The sequence below is a fragment of the Dyella monticola genome, from assembly GCF_003363155.1.
Taxonomy (GTDB): Bacteria; Pseudomonadota; Gammaproteobacteria; order Xanthomonadales; family Rhodanobacteraceae; genus Dyella_B; species Dyella_B monticola.
This window is the reverse complement of record NZ_QRBE01000001.1, coordinates 257,696-274,426: the sequence shown is the minus strand read 5'-3', so window position 1 is coordinate 274,426 and position 16,731 is coordinate 257,696. Positions and strand designations below refer to the sequence as shown.

Here is a 16,731-nt window from a genome sequence, read left to right as displayed (position 1 = left end):
GCGCTTTTTCTATCCGCCTCCGCGGCAGTGCTGCTATGACTTGGGCTTCTTTTGCACATCCACCACACGCGCAGGCGTATCGACCGGACACCCGTAAGGCAGCGGTTTGCCGGCGCGGTAGTCCGCGATGCACGTGGCGAGGTCTGGCTTGGGCATGTTTGTACCTTTCACCAGCGGTGCGGGCGCCATGTTCAAGCGCTCATCGCCGTCGGTCGACGGTGGCGGCGGCGGCGGATCACCGCCGCATCCACCCGCCAATGCGGCCAACGAAACGCCGCAATGGATGCGAACACCGCCAGGCAATTGGATTGTTTTCGTCACCGTGGTTTTTTCGACCACTTTCTGCAGCATATCGTCGACGGCATCGGTGCTCTTGCGCCAATACGGGTTCAAGCCGGTGGGTTTGTACTTGATCACATCACGATTGCGCATGATCTGCGTGTCGCCCTGCGGAGCGCGTTGCACATAATCGGGCGCAGGTGCAGTGGGTGCGCTGGATGCATTGGCCGGCAGCACGATGCGGCCGGTGCGATCGAACAGCAGCGGAGGTGGCGCGGAGCTCGCCGGTGCGGGTGGTTGCGGTGCCGTCGAGATTTCGGTCGTATGCACCGCGTGCTTTGAAAAAACCGGTGCACGCGCTGGCGGCGGGGGAGGCATAAGCGGCGGCAACGAAACCTGCGCATGTGCTGGCTGACGCGTGATGAAATGCACCTGGATGCCTTGATCGAGTTCGACATTCACCACTTGCGGTCGTGGCGCGGCCGGCTTCATCTCGTACCACACCGCCGCCACGAAAAAGACGTGCAACACCAGCGCAATCGCCAGACCTACCCACAGGCGGCGGCGATCACGCGGCGGTTTGCGCCAGCGCATTTCGTGCAGCATGGCGCGCGTGGAGGCATCGAGTGGGGCCAATCCGTGGCGCCCGTCACTCGGCGGCGGAAACCAGCGATGGTGCTCGACCTGATCAGGGTGTTCGATAAGCCGTCCTCGGTTTGCAGCCAGGCCACGCCTTGCGGCCATCGTGCGGGCGGTGAATGGTCTTCCACAGACCATGCCGCGGCGGCACGGTTCCGGGGGCAGATCACACAGGATTAACGATTGTCGCCGAACTGTCTTCGCAGTGCAGCTTGACCATCCGTGTCAATGAGAGAAGGCTAACCGAACGACAGAGGACGCCCGGCGTCCCTGCCGCTCCCCGCCATGACCGCCCTACGTCCCGCACGCGAAGGACGACCATGACGGCCCGCCAGCATCAGCCGCTGCGCGCGGCCTCGTGCGGTGCCGTAGGTCTTCGCACGCGTCGCGCCTCACGCTTAAGGAGGGTCGCATCGTGTCCTACCACACGGAACATATCCGCAATATCGCGCTCGCCGGTCACGCCGGCGTGGGCAAGACCACGTTGTTCGAAGCGTTGCTTCACGCCGGTGGCGTGATTCAGAGCATGGGATCGGTAGAGCGCGGCAGCACGCAATCGGATACGGATCCACAGGAAAAGGCGCGCAGCCATTCCATCGACAGCTGCATCGCCAGCATCGACCGCGACACCTGCCACATCAATCTCATCGACACGGCCGGCTACCCGGATTTCCGTGGCGGCGCGCTCGCCGCATTCGCCGCGGTGGAAACCGTTGCCGTGGTCGTGAACGCGGCCAACGGCATTGAACACGGCACGCGCCGGATCATGGAGCACGCGCGCTTGCGCGGTCTGGCGCGCTTGCTGGTGGTCAACAAAATCGATGCCGAAGGCGTCAACCTGCAAGCGCTCGTGGACGCGCTACGCGAGGAGTTCGGCAGCGAATGCCTGCCGGTGAATCTGCCTGCCCAGCACGCCGGCACTGTGCTGGATTGTTTTTTCCATCGCGACGGCGGCACTGATTTTTCCTCGCTCGCACAAGCCCATCAGCACATTCTCGACCAGGTGGTGGAAATCAACGAATCCACCATGGGTGCGTACCTGGATGCGGGCGAAGATGCACTGACGCCGCAGCAATTGCACGACGCCTTCGAGCAATGCCTGCGCGAAGGGCACCTCGTGCCGATCTGCTTCGTGAGTGCGCGCACGGGCGCGGGCGTGAGCGAGCTGCTGGATATCTTCGATCGCTTGCTACCCAATCCCACCGAAGCCAATCCGCCACCGTTTCGCAACGCCCACAACCGCCAGCTCGCGGTAGAGCCGGACCCGGATGCGCATGTAATCGCCGATGTCTTCAAAGTGGTGAACGATCCGTTCGTGGGCAAGCTGAGCATTTTTCGCGTGTGGCAAGGCACCGTTCGGCGCGATAGCCAACTGTATATCGACGACAACCGCAAAGCGTTCAAGGTCGGCCACCTGTTCCGCCCGAACGCCAAGTCACATGTGGAAATCGATCAGGCCATACCCGGCGACATCGCCGCCGTGGCGAAGGTGGAGGACATTCATTTCGATGCGGTGCTGCACGATTCGCACGAGGAAGACAGCATCCACCTGGAGCCCCTGCATTTTCCGCAACCGATGTTCGGGCTGGCGCTCGAACCCAGGCACAAGGGCCAGGAACAGAAGCTCTCGCAAGCACTGTCGCGGCTGGCCGAAGAAGACCCCTGCTTTCGCGTCGAACACCACAAGGAATTGAACGAGACGGTGATTCGCGGACTTTCCGATCTGCATCTTAAAATCATGCTGGAACGCATGAGAGATCGCTACGGCGTGGAGGTCATCACGAAACCGCCACGCATTGCCTACCGTGAAACCATCTCCAACTCGGCCGAAGGACATCATCGTCACAAAAAGCAAACCGGTGGCGCAGGACAATTTGGCGAAGTGTTTCTGCGCGTCGATCCGCTTGAACGCGGTGCGGGCTTCGAGTTCGTCGACGCGGTCAAAGGCGGCGTGATCCCCGGGCAGTTTCTTCCTGCCATCGAGAAAGGTGTGCGCCAGGCGATGGAAATTGGTGCAGTGGCCGGCTATCCGCTGCAGGATCTGCGCGTGACGGTGTACGACGGTAAATATCATCCGGTCGACTCCAAAGAGGTGGCTTTCGTTGCCGCGGGCAAGAAGGCGTTTCTCGACGCGGTCGCCAAGGCGCGGCCGATCGTGCTCGAGCCGATCGTGGACGTGGAAGTGGCCATTCCCGAGCCCAGTGTGGGCGACGTCACCGGCGGCCTGGCCGGCAAGCGCGCGCGCATCATGGGCACCGACGCCAAGCGCGACGGCGAGCTGGTGATCAAAGCCCAGGCACCGTTGGCCGAGCTCACCGACTATCCCACTGAACTGAAGGCCATGACTGGCGGTCGCGGCCGGTACAGCCTCGACATCAGCCATTACGAACCGGTGCCGCCACCCGTCCAACGCCAACTTAGCGAGGCATGGAAGCCCAAACTGGACGAAGACTGACCCCGCCAGCCCCTGTCACGGAGCAAGCGGTCGGGCGATGTGGCAGGCGCCCGACCTGACGTTCGCGCCTTCGCAACGCAACGCCACCACCACTTCACACATAACCACAATAGGGAGTGCCGCATGAGCCGAGCCTTCGTAAAAGACGATGACGGCGATGCTCCAGATGCATTGCCGGAGCTGCCTATCAGCACGCATCCCAACTACGTCACCCCGCATGGTCTGACGCTGTTGCGCGAACGCCTGAACGCTGTCACCGCACGGCGCGACGCCTTGAACGCGAACCAGCAGGATACGCTGGCCCAGCGCAACGAACTGGCGGCGCTAGAGCGCGAATTGCGCTACGCCACTGCGCGTGTGGCCAGCGCGATTGAAGTGGATTTATCCAGGCAACCGCACGATCGCGTGGCGTTCGGCGCTACGGTTACGGTCGATAGCGATGAAGGTGAACGTCGCTGGCGGATCGTGGGCGAGGATGAGGCCGATGCCGAACATGGGCTGGTGAGTTACGTATCGCCGTTGGCGAAGGCGTTGCTGGGTGCGCGCGTGGGGGATCAGGTGCGCTGGCAGCGACCGGCGGGCGATATGACGATCGAGGTGTTGAGCATCGATTATGAGTGAGCTCACCTTCCCTTTCGCGCCATCGTGGTCCCGGTGAAAGCCGGGGCGACGAATCCATGCGTGGCCCCCTTCAAGCCGCCAGCAACGCGATAAACGCTTTGCCAAAGGCCGGAATATCATCCGGCTTGCGGCTCGTAATCAGGTTGCCATCGCGCACCACTTCGCGGTCTTCCCAGTGCGCGCCGGCGTTTTCCAGATCTTGTTTCACGCTCGGCCAGGACGTCATGGTGCGTCCTTTCACCTGGCCCGCGTTGATCAATGTCCATGGGCCATGGCAGATCGCCGCGATCGGCTTGTTGGCGTCGCCGAAGGCACGCACGAAGGACACCGCGTCTTCTTTCATGCGCAACTTGTCAGGATTGATGACGCCGCCGGGCAGCAGCAAGGCTTCGTAGTCATCAGGCCTGGCCTGTGCGAGCGAGCGGTCCACTTTGACCGTGCCGCTCCAATCGCTGATCTTCCAGCCCTTGATTTCCTTGGCATCGCCGGGCGCGATCACTTCGACGGCGGCACCGGCTTCTTCGAGCATCTTTTTCGGCTCGGTGAGTTCGGCGTATTCGAAACCGTCGGTGGCAAGTAGCGCAATCTTCTTGCCGGCCAGGGATTTGCTTGCGTTCATGTGTGGACTCCGGTTTGAAACTCGTGCCCGGAGTCTGCATACGCAACCATGGAGGTTGCGTATGACCACAGTGAGTGACGTGTGATCAGCTCTTCGCGGCGCGCTTGGGCTTGAGCAGCGTGCCGGTGCACTTGGGCGAACCGCACAGGCACTGCCATTTTTTCTTCAGGCGCGCGGTGTGTGGCACTTCCAGCACGATGCCGTAGTCGTAAGTAAGTTCTTCGCCCGCCTTGATGTTGCGCTTGGCTTCGATCACCACCCTGTCCTTGCGCGGATTGCCGGTGTCGTTTTCCAGCACGAAGGCCGCGCAGTTGGGCGCGCAGCTATGGTTGATCCAGCGCGCGATATTACCCTTGCGGTTGGCGTCGATGATGTAGTCGTCGTTGAGCGTGAACAGAAAGGTGTGGCCCGTTTCGCCGCCGTCGCCGTACATGTCGTCCGCTTCCGTGTGGGTCATCAACGTGCCCTTGTATTCGATGATTTCTTCACCCTTCTTGATGGGTGCGACTGCAAATACGCCATTGCCATGGATGGGGGAGCGACGAGCAACGATGCGAGAGGACATGAATGACCGTGTGATAAGAGAAGGAGTGCAACCACCAATGATGCCTGCTCTGTATGACGTTGGGAACCGCAAGGGCGTGTGACGGCTCCCTCCCTCCCCTGCTTGCAGGGGAGGGTTGGGGGTGGGGTTGTTCGAGCTTGCGGAGTAATGAGACTTCATCACGAAATTGAACACTGCACCCCCCAGCCTCCCCTACTGCACGTAGGGGAGGGAGCAACTGCCGACGAACGCGATGCGCCCCACCACCTCTTTTCTGTATAACTCTTTTTGTTTCAAACGTTTCGCGTATGGCGGAGCCCTGTTTCACCTGTCCCGTTCCCTGTTATATTCAAACAATCGTTTGAGGTGCTTTCCATGAAACGACTGCTCCACGGATTGGCCCTTGTGATGCTCGCCGCCCTGCTCGCGGCCTGCGGACCTCAACGGCAGAGCGTGTTCCCGCCCACGATCACGATTCAGCAGATGCATGTGCAGCCTGATGGCGCATGGCAGCTCACCCTGCGCATCCAGAACAACAGCTACACCGGCATGAAGTACCAATCGGTGGAAGGTCAGTTGCAGATCGCGCAAGGCATTCCGGTGCGCGTGCACAGCACGTTCGACCTGGACATCCCCTCCTTCGCCGGCGACGTGCTGCACGTGGACGTGCTTCCCACGCCCGCCATGAACCAGGCGTTGCAAGTGGTTGCCGCCAAAGGCAGTGCGGGCTCCCTGCCCTACACGCTCAGCGGCATCGTGCATTGCATGCCCAATCTGGAAGACCACCCGGACGACAAGAACCCGCGCGACTTCCCATTCAACAGCAGCTCTTTCCTCTCGCCCGTTCCAGGCATTGCCAACACGTTCCGTTGATACATCTGCCTCAAAGGATCCAGCCATGACGCTCTACAAGGCCCCGCTCGATGATCAGCGCTTTGCACTCTTCGATGTGCTCGGCGCCGAAGCCCTGCTCACTGCACTGCAAGGGGGCGAAGCTCACACACGCGACCTGCTCGATGCAGTGCTGGAAGAGGCCGGCCGGTTGAGCGAACAGGTACTGGCGCCCACCAACGGGCCGGGCGACGAGGAAGGCTGCCATTACGACAAGGCCACGCGCAGCGTCACCACGCCGAAAGGATTCAAAGAAGCCTTCAGGCAGTTTGCCGATGGCGGCTGGCCGGGCCTCACCCAAGCCGAAGCGTTCGGCGGCCAGGCGTTGCCTTCGGCGATGGGCATTGCCACCACCGAGCTGTTTCAGTCGGGCAATTTGTCATGGAGCCTGTATCCGCTGTTATCCGAAGGCGCCTGCCACGCGCTGGAATTGCACGGTACGGATGAACAGAAGCATGCGTATCTCAAGCCGATCGTCGCCGGTCAATGGACCGGCACTATGTGCCTCACCGAGCCGCAGGCCGGCTCCGATCTGGGCCTTTTGAAAACCCGCGCCGAACCCGGCGCGAACGGCAGCTACACGATCTCCGGCACCAAGATCTTCATCAGTGCCGGCGAGCATGATATGGCCGAAAACATCATCCACCTCGTGCTTGCCCGCCTGCCCGATGCGCCGGCCGGCAGCCGCGGTATTTCGATGTTCATCGTGCCAAAGTTCAAGCTGAAAGCGGATGGCTCGCCGGGTGAGCGCAACAACGTCTACGCGGGCGCGATCGAACACAAGATGGGTATTCGCGGCTCGGCGACCTGCGTGATGAATTTCGACGGCGCGGAAGGCTATTTGATCGGACAGCCGCACAAAGGCCTCGCTGCGATGTTCACCATGATGAATGCGGCGCGTCTTTCGGTTGGCGTGCAGGGGTTGGCGCTGGCCGAACGCGCGTGGCAGAACAGCGCCAACTATGCGCGCGAGCGCTTGCAATCACGTGCGCTTTCCGGCGCGAAATTCCCCGACAAACCCGCCGACAATCTGATGGCGCAACCGGACGTTCGCCGCATGCTGCTGACTCAACGCGCCTTCGTGGAAGGCTCGCGCATGTTGTTGCTGTATTCCGCACTGCAAACGGATATCGAAGCGCGCGGCGCCGATGAAACACAGCGCCAGCAAGCGGGTGAACTGCTCGCCTTCCTCATTCCGATTGCCAAGGGCATGGTCACCGAACTGGCGCAGGAATGCACCAAGGAAGCGTTGCAGGTGTATGGCGGTCACGGCTTCATCGTGGAAAACGGCGTGGAGCAATTCGTGCGCGACGCACGCATCATCACGCTGTACGAAGGCACCACCGGCATCCAGGCTGCCGACTTGCTCGGCCGCAAGATTCTCCAGCTCAAAGGCGTGGGCCTGCAGCATTTCCTCGCCGAGATCGGTGCGTTCTGCAAACAGCATGCGGCGAACGAAGCATTGAAGCCCTACATCGGCACACTCGGTGCGCTCGCCAAGGAATGGGGCGAACTCACCCTCAAGCTGGCCCAGCGTGTGCAGTCCAATCCGGAAGAACTCGGCGCCGCGGCCAACGATTATCTGTACTACAGCGGTTACATCACGCTTGCCTATTTCTGGGTGCGCGCGCTAGCGGCGCTTGACCAAAGCGCGCAGCAACCAGCGTTCAAGCAAGCCAAGCGCGATACGGCGGCCTTCTACTTTGCGCGGTTGCTGCCGCGTACGCATATGCATAGGGCGGCGATTGAGGCAGGGATCGAGAGCATTCCAGCGATAGCCTAAACCTCCAATAAGTGAAGCCATAAAACGCCCGGCCAGTCCGGGCGTTTTTATTTTTTACCCCAAGCATCCACTCTTGCACGGTGGCTCATACCTCCCTGACGTCATTCCGGCGAAGGCCGAAATCCATGGCGAGTGCGAAGCACGGATTCCGGCCTTCGCCGGAATGACGTCGAGGCAAGCATTCGGCACTGCGACATGCCAAGCTCCTTCGATTGACGCTAGGCTACCTCTGCTTATCCAAAGGGGAGTCACCATGAAGATCGCTGTAGGCGGGCTCAAGCCCGTATTGCTTGGCTTGCTGCTGTGCCTGAGCGGCGCAGCACTGTCCATGGACGACACTTCCAAACCGCAATACCCGAATTACCCTAGCGAGACACCCGCTCATTTCAAGCCGGTCACGGAAAGCTTCGACTACGTCGAGCGCGACGTGGATATCCCGATGCGCGACGGTGTGAAACTGCACACGGTGATCCTGATTCCCAAGGGCGCGCATCATGCAGGCATCGTGCTGACACGCACGCCTTATGACGCCAAGGAACTCACCCATCACGTGATGAGCGGCCACCTCGGCCCGATGCTGGAGGGTTACGACAACGCCACCGACGTGATCGTGGAAGACGGCTATATCCGCGTGATCCAGGATATCCGCGGCAAATACGGCTCCGAAGGCGATTACGTGATGAACCGGCCGGTGCACGGCCCGCTCAACCCCACGCCGGTGGATGACGCCACCGACACGTACGACACCATCGACTGGCTGGTGAAGAATATCCCTGAGTCGAACGGCAAGGTCGGCACCATCGGCATCTCCTACGACGGCTTCGAACCGCTGATGTCGCTGGTAAACCCGCACCCGGCACTGAAAGTCGCCGTGCCGATGAATCCGATGGTGGACGGCTGGATGGGCGATGACTGGTTCCATCATGGCGCGTTCCGTCAGCAAAACATGTCCTACATCTACGAGCAGTCGGCCAGTCGCGACAACAGTTACAAGTGGTGGACCGACTATCACGACGAATACGACCTGTTCATGCATTACGTCTCCGCTGGCGAACTCGGTCGCGCGTACGGCATGGAGCAGCTTGGTTTCTGGAACAAAATGACTGCACACCCGGCATACGACTCGTTCTGGAGCGAGCAAGCCGTCGACAAAGTGCTCGCCGCGCAGCCACTGAAAGTGCCGACGATGCTGGTGCACAGCCTGTGGGATCAGGAAGACATCTACGGCGCACTCGCCGTCTATCGCGCCATCAAGCCCAAAGACACGAGCGGGGACATGGTGAAGCTGGTGATGGGCCCGTGGCACCACGGCCAGGAAATCGACGAAGGCAGTTCACTGGGCGCGATTCAATTCGGCAGCGACACGGCCAAGTATTTTCGCGAACACATCCTGCGTCCGTTTCTGGCGCAATACCTGAAGGATGGCGCGCCCAAAGCGGATATCGCGCCGGTGACCGCCTTTCAGACGGGCACTAACCACTGGCAGCGCCTGAGCCATTGGCCGCTCGCCTGCGAGGATGGGTGCAACGTGAAGAGTCGTCCGCTGTACCTGGAGCCGGATAACAAACTCGGTTTCCAGGCACCCAACGGTGGCAACGCGTATGACCAATACATCTCCGATCCCGCGCATCCGGTGCCGTTCCGTGCGCGCCCGATCCAGCCGATCGGCTACGACAACGGCCTCACCTGGTCGCAGTGGCTGGTGGACGATCAGCGCGAAGCGTCCGGTCGCACCGACGTGGTCACCTATGTGTCGGATGTGCTCACGCAACCGCTGACCATCGCCGGCGCACCGGTGGTGCATCTGGTGGCGTCCACCAGCGGCACGGATAGTGACTGGGTGGTGAAGCTGATCGACGTATATCCCGATCAGGTGGCCGAGCAACCGGAGATGGGTGGCTATCAGCTGGCCGTATCGATGGACATTTTCCGTGGCCGTTACCGTGAAGGCTTCGACAATCCCAAGCCGCTCGCCGACAACCAGCCGCTCACCTTCCGTTTCGATCTGCCGGCCGCGAACCACGTGTTCCTGCCCGGCCACCGCGTGATGGTACAGGTGCAATCGAGCTGGTTCCCCCTGTACGACCGCAACCCCCAGACCTTCGTGCCGAACATCTTTTTCGCCAAGCCTGGCGACTATCAGAAGGCCACGCAACGGATCTACCACTCGGCCGATCAGGCCAGCTACATCGCGTTGCCGGTGATTGGTCAGTAATTTTCCGGATGTGCCCCCTCCCCTGCTTGCAGGGGAGGGGAGGGGAGGGTAGGGGTGGGGTCGTGTGAGCTTGTCGCACGACCAGCACTCAAGGCGAACTTGACTTCACCCCATCGCCTTCACCGCTCAAAGGGTCTTCCACCCACAACCCTGTTGGGTGTAGAACCGCCCTACCCGTTCTTTATCGACCGGCATGGCGCATGAGTGACAGCACTTTTCTGATTCGTCTGGCCGAGGATGACGACGACTTTATCCTCGGCCTGGTTTCCCGCTTCGTGGATTTCACCTTGCCTACCTGGCGCAAGCGACACGAATGTATCGAAGGCATCCGCAAGGACCTTAGCCGTCATCTGGATGATCAGCCCTCCAACAGCTACGTCTTCGTGGCGGAGAACGATGAGGGCGAGCGGGTGGGCTTCATTCACCTGCAGAAAACGCAGGATTACTTCACCGGGCGCCACAACTGCCATATCTCCGATCTTGCCGTCGTGCCGCGTCACGAGGGCCAGGGCGTGGGCAAGGCATTGATCGAGCACGCCGAGGCGTGGGCGCGCGAACATCAATGCCAGCTCGTGACGCTGGCGGTGTTTCCCGGCAACGAGCGGGCGCGGGCACTGTACGAGGCGGCGGGCTACAACCTCGATCTGCTGCGGATGGCCAAGCCCGTGCACTGATGCACCCTCCGAAGGGAGGTGGGTATGCCTTCTGTCACTGTCCCCGGCGCGCCGAATGCGTTGTGCTGACAGCTTGAACATGATGGGGCAAGCCATGCAAGGGGAACAGTCGCAGCTTTCGATGACGCGCCGCGATTTGCTGCGCCTGATCGGCCTCAGCGCGGGCGGCGCCATGATGTACCAGGCCATGAGCAGCCTGGGCGTCGCCGCCGATTCGCCGTACAAGGGCACGCCCGTATTGCAAGGCACGCCACGTGGTGCGTCCGTGCTGATTCTCGGCGCCGGTCTTGCCGGGATGGTGGCAGCCTACGAACTGCGCCAGGCCGGTTACAAGGTGCAGGTGCTGGAATACAACGCACGTCCCGGCGGCAGGAACTGGACACTACGCGGCGGCGACACGTACACCGAGCTGGGCGGCGACACGCAGCACTGCCAGTTCGATCGCGGTCTTTACATCAATCCCGGCCCGTGGCGTATTCCTTATCATCACCGCGGCTTGCTCGATTACTGCAAGAAACTCAATGTCCCGCTCGAGCCGTTCGTGCAGGTCAATCACAACGCGTATTTGCATAACAGCGACGCGTTCGGCGGCAAGCCGCAGCGCTATCGCGCCGTCAATGCCGATTACCGCGGCTATGTAGCCGAATTGCTAGCCAAGGTGACGCAGCAGAGCAAGCTCGATGCGCAACTCACCAAAGACGATCAGGCACAACTGCTGGAATCGCTGCAGCGCTGGGGCGCGCTGGACAATCACTACGCTTATGTGGCCGGTGGCCGCACGAGCAATCGTCGCGGTTATGACAAAGAACCCGGCGGCGGCCTCTCGGCCAAACCGATCGATTCGCAACCGCTGCAATTGCACGACTTGCTCACGTCGAAGCTGTGGTCCGGGCTCGCCGATGGCGAAAACTACGAATTCCAGACCACGCTGTTTCAGGCTGTAGGTGGCATGGGGCGCATCGGCGAAGCCTTCGGGCGACAGTTGCAAGGCGTGATCCACTACAACGCCAAAGTCACCGCCATCCATCAAGACGATCACGGCGTCGCCGTCAGTTACGAAGACGCGCGTCGTCCTGGGCACGTACAAACGGCGCGCGCAGACTGGTGCATCTGCACCATTCCGCTCTCCATTCTCAGTCAGATTCCCATGAACGTCAGCGCTGCGATGACCGATGCGATCAGCGCCGTACCGTATGCGGCGTCGGTGAAAATCGGGCTGCAATTCAAGCGGCGCTTCTGGGAAGAAGACGAAGACATCTACGGCGGCATTACCGCCACGAGTTTGCCGATCAACACCATCAGCTACCCGAGTAGCGACTTCAACAGCAAGGGCAAAGGTGTACTGCTGGGTGCCTACGCCTATGGTCTGGACGCCTATCAGTTCACCGCGATGTCGCCGGAAGAACGCGTACGGCAAGCCGTGGAAATGGGTAACCAGATCCATCCACAATACAAACAGGAATTCGAAAACGGTATCGCCGTGGCGTGGCATCGCGCACCGTTCACACTCGGCTGCTTCGCCGCATGGTCGGACGACTTGCGCGCCAAACACTACGACAATCTTTGCCAGATCGACGGCCGCATCGCGCTGGCTGGCGAACATGCTTCATATCTGCCCGCGTGGCAGGAAGGGGCGGTAACGTCGGCCTTGGATGTGATCGCTCGTCTTCACCAGCGCGTGCTTGCCAGAGGTGCCGCATGAAACGCTTCCTCCTCGCCGCCGCGCTGTTTTTTGCATGCGCAGGTCTGGCCGCTGCGCAATCCTCCGCCCCGTCTTTCTACACGTACACCTCGCTCAAAAGCGCCAATGGCGAGGAGATTTTTCACCACATCTGCCAGGGCTGCCATATGCCCGACGGCAAAGGTGCCATCGGCGCAGGAACCTACCCGGCGCTTGCCGGCAATCCAAAACTCGCTTCGCCGCAATATATGGCCGCGGTGATTCTGTTCGGTCGGCATGACATGCCGTCATTTGAGTCCAAGCCGCCGAGCCCGGGAAATTTTTTCCGGAACGCCAGCTTGACGGATGCGCAGATTGCCGACGTGATCAATTACGTGCGCTCGCATTTTGGCAATCACTACAGCAACACCATCACGGCGACCGAGGTGGCGGCTATGTATCCACAGCAGACGCGATAGAGCGACCTGATTTCATTACGTGACTTCATCGAGCCCTGTCGTCATTCCGGCGAAAGCCGGAATCCGTGCTTCGATTCGCGATGGCTTCCGGCCTTCGCCGGAATGACGCTGAGGCGTCATGCCATTTGACTAAACAAAAATCCCCTGCTGCAAGCAGCAGGGGATTTTTTATGCAACAAACTTGGAACGATCAGTTCTTGGTCGCGCGAGCGGCTTCCGTCTCTTCGATCTGCGCCAGACGCTGGCCGACGCGATCGATGTTCATCAGCGAAAGCAGGTGGGCGTAGATCCAGCCCAGCGTGCCGTCGGTGAGGAAGCGGTGCGTGGTTTCCGCGTCGAGCTTGCGCAGCTTTTCCTCGTTGACCACGTACAGGCCATTGAGATTGATGACGTTGCCGTTGCGCTCCATGCGAATGTTGCGCGGCTCCAGCAGGTCGTATTTGCGCAGGTCTTCCATGAATTGGCGGGTGCGGGCGACGTGTTGCTGGAATTCGCCGAGGAAGTTCACGGCATTCTTCAGCATGTCGCTTTCAGTACCGTCTTCCTTGAACAGGCGCTCGCCTTCGGCGCTGTTGAAGCCTTCGTAGGCTTCATCGAGGAACACGGTGAAATCGTCGCCTTCGGCGCCCACCGGCTTCTCGGCCAGCACGAACGGATAGCGGCGCACGAATGCCGGAATGTACACACCCTGTGCCCACAGGCCTTCGGCGTCGACGAACAGATTTTCGTTCTGACGCAGACCAAGCAGGGCCATCGGGCCGGCGCTGGCCGCGTCGGGACCGGCGAACAGGATCGGGATGTCGCGCGCGGTAACGGGGAACTCCGCGCACGTCACCGGCACCGAATGCACGTTGTGCGCGAACTTGAGGTTCTGCAGGCCCTTGATGCGCAGATCCTTATGTACGGTGCGGTTGAGCGGAACCGGGCGCTCATAGAAAAGTACGTCAGCCACTTTACTTACCTCTGCCCCGCCGTGCCGGGGTCGCCACGCGCGGCTCCCCCTCCCAAACCCGGCGTCGGGTCTACAGATGAACAAGCACTATATCAGCGCTTTGTGGCCGGGGCGAATCGGCCTGGACCATAGGTTTTTGGGACGCCGGTCCCCGGCTTGTGCATGCGTTTTGCAATGAATTTGTTCTATGCTGCGGAAAAACCGAGCACCATTGCATCGATGGGACGCTCTTTCGCTACAGGTGAAGGACGAAACAGCATGCTTATGGAAGTGCCACATCGGGCGGACCTCAATTCGACCCGGGTACTCTCACTGGACGCCGCCGGCCGCATCCTCGACTGGATCAGCTGGCAAGACGCCGTATGCCTCTACGTCCGGGACGCTGTGGCCTGGACGCTCGGTGACCCCTGTCTTACCGTGCACGGCGGCCATAACCGCCACCTGGGCGCGCAGAGCCGCATCCAGTTGCATCCCATCGTCGCCAGCCGCGGACACTGCCGGGACCACGCCATTGATCCGGCACCGGCGCTTACCAATGCCGCGTTGTTTGGCCGCGACCGCTATCTGTGCATGTACTGCGGCGGGCGTTTCGCCCGCAGCGAACTGACGCGCGACCACGTGTTGCCGCTGTCCAAGCGCGGCCGGGACGAATGGGAAAACGTGGTGAGCGCCTGCCTCGCCTGCAACCTGAAAAAGAGCAACCGCACGCCGCAGGAAGCGAACATGCCCTTGCTCGCAGTGCCATACCGGCCGAGCTGGGTGGAGCATCTGATTCTTTCCAACCGCAATATCCTGGCCGACCAGATGGAATTCCTGGTCAGTCATCTGCCGCGGCATCGACGTGAAGCGATGATGTAACACCTGCGGTTTGGCCGGGATTATCTGAAAAGCCACCATGCCCGCGAAAGCGGGCATCCATTTTTGGTCTTTTCCATCCGGGCACATGGATGCCTGCATTCGCGATACATGACGGCAATACGGCGGTGCGACCTTCTGGCGCCCCTCTCTCCAAAAGACAAGAGGGGGCACAATAGACGGATGATCGACCTCTCCCGCTATCCCCATCTCGCCGCCATCCAGACTCCTGACGACCTGCGCCGCTTCCCGGCCGACCGGCTCACCGCGATCGCCGATGAACTGCGTGGCTACCTGATCGAAGCCGTCGCCAGCTCCGGCGGCCATTTTGGTGCAGGCCTGGGCGTGGTGGAGCTGACCGTGGCGCTGCACTACGTCTTGGATACGCCACATGACCGCTTGATCTGGGACGTAGGTCATCAGTGCTATCCGCACAAAATCCTCACCGGACGTCGCGACCGCATCACCTCCATCAAAAAGAAAGGTGGCCTGGCGCCCTTTCCGCGTCGCGAGGAAAGCGAGTACGACGCCTTCGGTGTGGGCCATTCCTCCACCTCGATTTCCGCCGCGCTGGGCATGGCGATTGCCGCGCAGCGTAAAGGCGATGCGCGCAAATTCGTGGCCGTGATCGGCGATGGCGCGATGACCGCCGGCATGGCCTTCGAAGCACTGGATCACGCCGGCGACTTGAGCGCGAACCTGCTGGTGGTGCTCAACGACAACGGCATGTCGATCAGCGAAAACGTGGGCGGTCTTGCCAAGCGGCTGGAAAAACGCGGCGATGGTGTAGCGGTGCCAAGCACGATGTTCGAGGAACTGGGTTTCGATTACAGCGGCCCGATCGATGGCCACGACGTGCCCAAGCTGCTGGAAGTATTGCGCACGCTCAAAGACGCGCGCGGCCCGCAACTGCTGCACGTGATCACCACCAAGGGCAAGGGATACGCCCCAGCGGAACGGGCACAGATCGAATATCACGCCGTGAGCCCGTTCGACCCCAACGCGGGCGTGGTGAAGAAAGCCGGCACCGGCAAGCCAACTTATAGCGATGTGTTCGGCGACTGGCTATGCGATATGGCCGCGGCGGACGAGCGCCTGTTCGGCATCACGCCAGCCATGCGCGAAGGCTCGGGATTGGTGCGTTTTTCCCAGGAATATCCCGATCGCTACATCGACGTGGCCATCGCCGAACCACACGCGGTGACGCTCGCTGCCGGCATGGCCTGCGAAGGTGCCAAGCCGGTGGTCGCGATTTATTCCACTTTTTTGCAGCGCGCCTACGACCAGGCCATTCACGACGTCGCGCTGCAAAACCTCGATGTGACCTTCGCCATCGATCGCGCCGGCATTGTCGGCCCGGACGGCGCCACGCATGCCGGCAGTTTCGATCTGAGCTTTCTGCGCTGCCTGCCGAACATGCTGATCATGGCGCCCGCCGACGAGGACGAATGCCGCAGCATGCTCACCACCGGCTTCCTTCATCCCGGGCCGGCGGCGATCCGGTACCCGCGCGGCGGCGGCCCCGGTGCGGCCGTGCGCAGCACGCTCGATGCGCTACCCATCGGCCAAGCGGAAGTGCGCCGACGCGGGCATCGGCTGGCGCTCTTGAGCTTCGGCGCGATGCTCGCGACGGCCGAGGAAATCGCCGAGGAAATCGACGCAACCCTGGTCAACATGCGCTTCGTCAAACCGCTGGACGAGACGCTCTTGCTGGAACTGGCCACCCGCCACGACGCTTTCGTGACCCTTGAGGACAACGCGATCGCCGGTGGTGCGGGCTCCGCCGTGGCCGAATGCCTGGCGGCGCACGGGATGAGCGTACCGATGCTGCTTCTGGGCCTGCCCGATGTGTACCTGGAGCACGGCAGCCGTGACGAAGTATTGAGCGAGGCCGGCCTGGATCTGGCAGGTATCCGCAAGGCTATCGAGGCACGATTCCCCCAGGTCACGCATGCCTTTCGCGGGAAGGAGCCCGCACCCGACTCGATCGGGCGCTAAGGGGCAAGCTCAGCGGCCTCAGGGTTTTACGGAAAGTTCTTGCGAAAAATCTGATACTTACGATGCG

The 16,731-nt window shown here is 61.3% G+C and carries 14 protein-coding genes; 10 read left to right on the top strand and 4 right to left on the bottom strand.

From position 1 onward, the window contains the following. Positions 1-33: 33 nt before the first annotated feature. The gene (locus DWU98_RS01100; RefSeq protein ID WP_230474610.1) at positions 34-1,023 is read right to left on the bottom strand and encodes a hypothetical protein; all 990 of its coding nucleotides are present in this window, start codon (positions 1,021-1,023) and stop codon (positions 34-36) included. Positions 1,024-1,333: 310 nt separating this feature from the next. Between DWU98_RS01100 and fusA the strand changes: the two genes are divergently transcribed. Both fusA and DWU98_RS01090 read left to right on the top strand, forming a co-directional pair. Further along, positions 1,334-3,373: an elongation factor G gene (gene fusA / locus DWU98_RS01095; RefSeq protein ID WP_115493630.1), complete on the top strand. Its 2,040-nt coding sequence runs from the start codon at positions 1,334-1,336 to the stop codon at positions 3,371-3,373. Between the two features lie 123 nt (positions 3,374-3,496). Further along, on the top strand, positions 3,497-3,994 hold the full coding sequence (locus tag DWU98_RS01090; RefSeq protein WP_115493629.1) for a GreA/GreB family elongation factor: 498 nt from the start codon (positions 3,497-3,499) through the stop codon (positions 3,992-3,994). A gap of 70 nt (positions 3,995-4,064) precedes the next feature. Here the strand turns inward: DWU98_RS01090 and DWU98_RS01085 are convergent, their stop codons facing one another. Then, entirely contained in the window at positions 4,065-4,613 is a 549-nt protein-coding gene (locus DWU98_RS01085; RefSeq protein WP_115493628.1) for a type 1 glutamine amidotransferase domain-containing protein, read from the bottom strand. 85 nt (positions 4,614-4,698) lie between these two features. Continuing rightward, complete coding sequence (locus DWU98_RS01080) at positions 4,699-5,178, bottom strand: SET domain-containing protein (protein WP_115493627.1); 480 nt, start codon at positions 5,176-5,178, stop codon at positions 4,699-4,701. Between the two features lie 354 nt (positions 5,179-5,532). Here DWU98_RS01080 and DWU98_RS01075 point away from each other — a divergent pair, with 354 nt between their 5' ends. The 6 genes from DWU98_RS01075 (at position 5,533) to DWU98_RS01050 (ending at position 12,859) form a co-directional block, all read left to right on the top strand. Continuing rightward, positions 5,533-6,030, top strand: a complete 498-nt coding sequence (locus tag DWU98_RS01075; protein WP_115493626.1) for a hypothetical protein — start codon at positions 5,533-5,535, stop codon at positions 6,028-6,030. Between the two features lie 25 nt (positions 6,031-6,055). Then, on the top strand, positions 6,056-7,831 hold the full coding sequence (locus DWU98_RS01070; protein ID WP_115493625.1) for an acyl-CoA dehydrogenase C-terminal domain-containing protein: 1,776 nt from the start codon (positions 6,056-6,058) through the stop codon (positions 7,829-7,831). 253 nt (positions 7,832-8,084) lie between these two features. Continuing rightward, on the top strand, positions 8,085-10,046 hold the full coding sequence (locus DWU98_RS01065) for a CocE/NonD family hydrolase (RefSeq protein WP_230474609.1): 1,962 nt from the start codon (positions 8,085-8,087) through the stop codon (positions 10,044-10,046). Between the two features lie 200 nt (positions 10,047-10,246). Then, positions 10,247-10,720 carry a GNAT family N-acetyltransferase gene (locus DWU98_RS01060; protein ID WP_115493624.1) on the top strand — a complete coding sequence of 158 codons (474 nt, stop codon included), beginning with the start codon at positions 10,247-10,249 and terminating at the stop codon, positions 10,718-10,720. 94 nt (positions 10,721-10,814) lie between these two features. Continuing rightward, a complete protein-coding gene (locus DWU98_RS01055) occupies positions 10,815-12,422 on the top strand; it encodes a flavin monoamine oxidase family protein (protein WP_115494125.1) in 1,608 nt (535 codons plus the stop codon). Beyond that, positions 12,419-12,859: a c-type cytochrome gene (locus DWU98_RS01050; protein ID WP_115493623.1), complete on the top strand. Its 441-nt coding sequence runs from the start codon at positions 12,419-12,421 to the stop codon at positions 12,857-12,859. Before DWU98_RS01055 ends, DWU98_RS01050 begins: the two co-directional genes overlap by 4 nt. 190 nt (positions 12,860-13,049) lie before the next feature. Here the strand turns inward: DWU98_RS01050 and DWU98_RS01045 are convergent, their stop codons facing one another. Next, entirely contained in the window at positions 13,050-13,811 is a 762-nt protein-coding gene (locus DWU98_RS01045) for a SapC family protein (RefSeq protein WP_115493622.1), read from the bottom strand. Positions 13,812-14,069: 258 nt separating this feature from the next. Between DWU98_RS01045 and DWU98_RS01040 the strand changes: the two genes are divergently transcribed. Continuing rightward, positions 14,070-14,669, top strand: coding sequence for an HNH endonuclease (locus DWU98_RS01040; RefSeq protein WP_115494124.1), 600 nt, complete (start codon positions 14,070-14,072; stop codon positions 14,667-14,669). 180 nt (positions 14,670-14,849) lie between these two features. After that, a complete protein-coding gene (gene dxs / locus DWU98_RS01035; RefSeq protein ID WP_115493621.1) occupies positions 14,850-16,664 on the top strand; it encodes a 1-deoxy-D-xylulose-5-phosphate synthase in 1,815 nt (604 codons plus the stop codon). The last annotated feature ends 67 nt before the right edge of the window (positions 16,665-16,731 follow it).